Annotated in this window: 1 protein-coding gene and 1 pseudogene; both read left to right on the top strand. The window is 73.8% G+C overall.

The features are described 5' to 3' along the window. Positions 1 to 498, top strand: a pseudogene (locus tag QR77_RS49170) (zf-HC2 domain-containing protein); the annotation flags it as partial. Further along, positions 495 to 1,388, top strand: a complete 894-nt coding sequence (locus tag QR77_RS27960; RefSeq protein ID WP_078877227.1) for an ABC transporter ATP-binding protein — start codon at positions 495 to 497, stop codon at positions 1,386 to 1,388. The pseudogene QR77_RS49170 and the gene QR77_RS27960, both read left to right, overlap by 4 nt. Positions 1,389 to 1,422: the final 34 nt, after the last annotated feature.

Genomic DNA, 1,422 nt, shown 5'->3' with positions numbered 1-1,422 from the left:
CCGCTGGCGGGCGTCGCCGTGTCGTACGGGCCGTACGCCGACCCGCTGTACGAGATCATCGCCTCGACCCCGGGAGGCGGGCTGCGGCTGCTGCTGACGCGCACGCTGGCCGTCCTGATGGTGAGTCTGCCGCTGCTGACCGTCGCCGGTGCGCTGCTGCCCGCATCGGGAGGCGCGCCGGGGGCGGCGGCCTGGCTGCTGCCGGGGGTCGTGCTGACCCTGGCGGCGCTGGCGCTCGGTTCGTACGTCGGCTGCCGTACGAGCACTGCCGTGCTCGGTGCCGGCTGGCTGCTGAGCGTGGCCGTACCGGGGGCAGGACCGGCCCTGGGGCAGGGGCCGCTCTCCACGGCCACACTCTCCGGCCACCTGGCGCACACCTTCTCGGGACCGGCAGCGCAGAGCTGCTGGGCGCTGACCGGGGTGCTCTGCGCCGGGCTGCTCGTGCTGCGGCGCGCTTCCTTCGACCTTCCGACCCTCAACCGTCTGGAACACCCATGACCGACACCGCGCGACACGGAACGGCAGCGCACCGGCAGGACGGAGCGGACAGGGCGGACAGGGCCGGCGGGGCGCGAGTGGCGGTACGCGGGCTCACCGTCCGGCACCGCAGGACGCTCGCCCTCGACTCCGTCGACCTGGACTTCGGCACCGGCGTGCACGGGCTGCTCGGGCCGAACGGCGCGGGCAAGACCTCTCTGATCCGGGTACTGGCGACCGTCGCGGCGCCGGGCGGCGGGCGGGTGGAGATGCTGGGACAGGACGTGTCCGGACAGCGGGCGCGCTCCGCCGTACGGCGGCGACTGGGCTATCTGCCGCAGGAGTTCGGCTACTACCCGGGCTTCACCGTGCGGGAGTTCGTCTCGTACGTGGCCTGGCTCAAGGAGATGCCGGCGGCGGGGGTGCCGGAGGCGGTGGAGCGCGCTGTCGGGCGCGTCGGCCTCGGTGACCGCATCGACGCGAAGGTGAAGACCCTGTCGGGTGGCATGGTGCGCCGCGTCGGTATCGCCCAGGCCATCGTCAACGAACCGGAGATACTGCTGCTCGACGAGCCGACCGCCGGTCTCGATCCGGAGCAGCGCGTCGAATTCAGAGCACTGCTCCGCGAATTGGGCACCGCTTCCACCGTCATCGTCTCGACCCACCTCGTCGAGGACGTCGCAGCCGCCTGCTCGCGTGTGACGCTGCTGGCAGCGGGCCGGCTCGCGTTCCGGGGCACCACCGCCGACCTGACGGCCCTCGGTGAGCGGACACCGGCCGACGCCGGAGCGGACGAGCGCGACGGCAACCCGATCGAACGCGGCTACACCAGCGCGCTGCGCGCCCACCGCGGTGCCCACAGCGGCACTCACCGCGCCGGTACGGGCAGCGACACGGAGGCGGCCCGATGACCGCCCCGGCCGCCGCCCCCATCACCGCCACGGT

It is taken from the genome of Streptomyces sp. 150FB, assembly GCF_000818195.1.
Taxonomy (GTDB): domain Bacteria; phylum Actinomycetota; class Actinomycetes; order Streptomycetales; family Streptomycetaceae; genus Streptomyces.
Note: the sequence above shows the minus strand (reverse complement) of the source record. Positions and strands in the feature narration are given on the sequence as shown.

Coding starts and splice junctions, on each gene's coding strand:
- QR77_RS27960 (WP_078877227.1), top strand. CDS start 495: ATGACCGACACCGCGCGACACGGAACGGCAGCGCACCGGCAGGACGGA.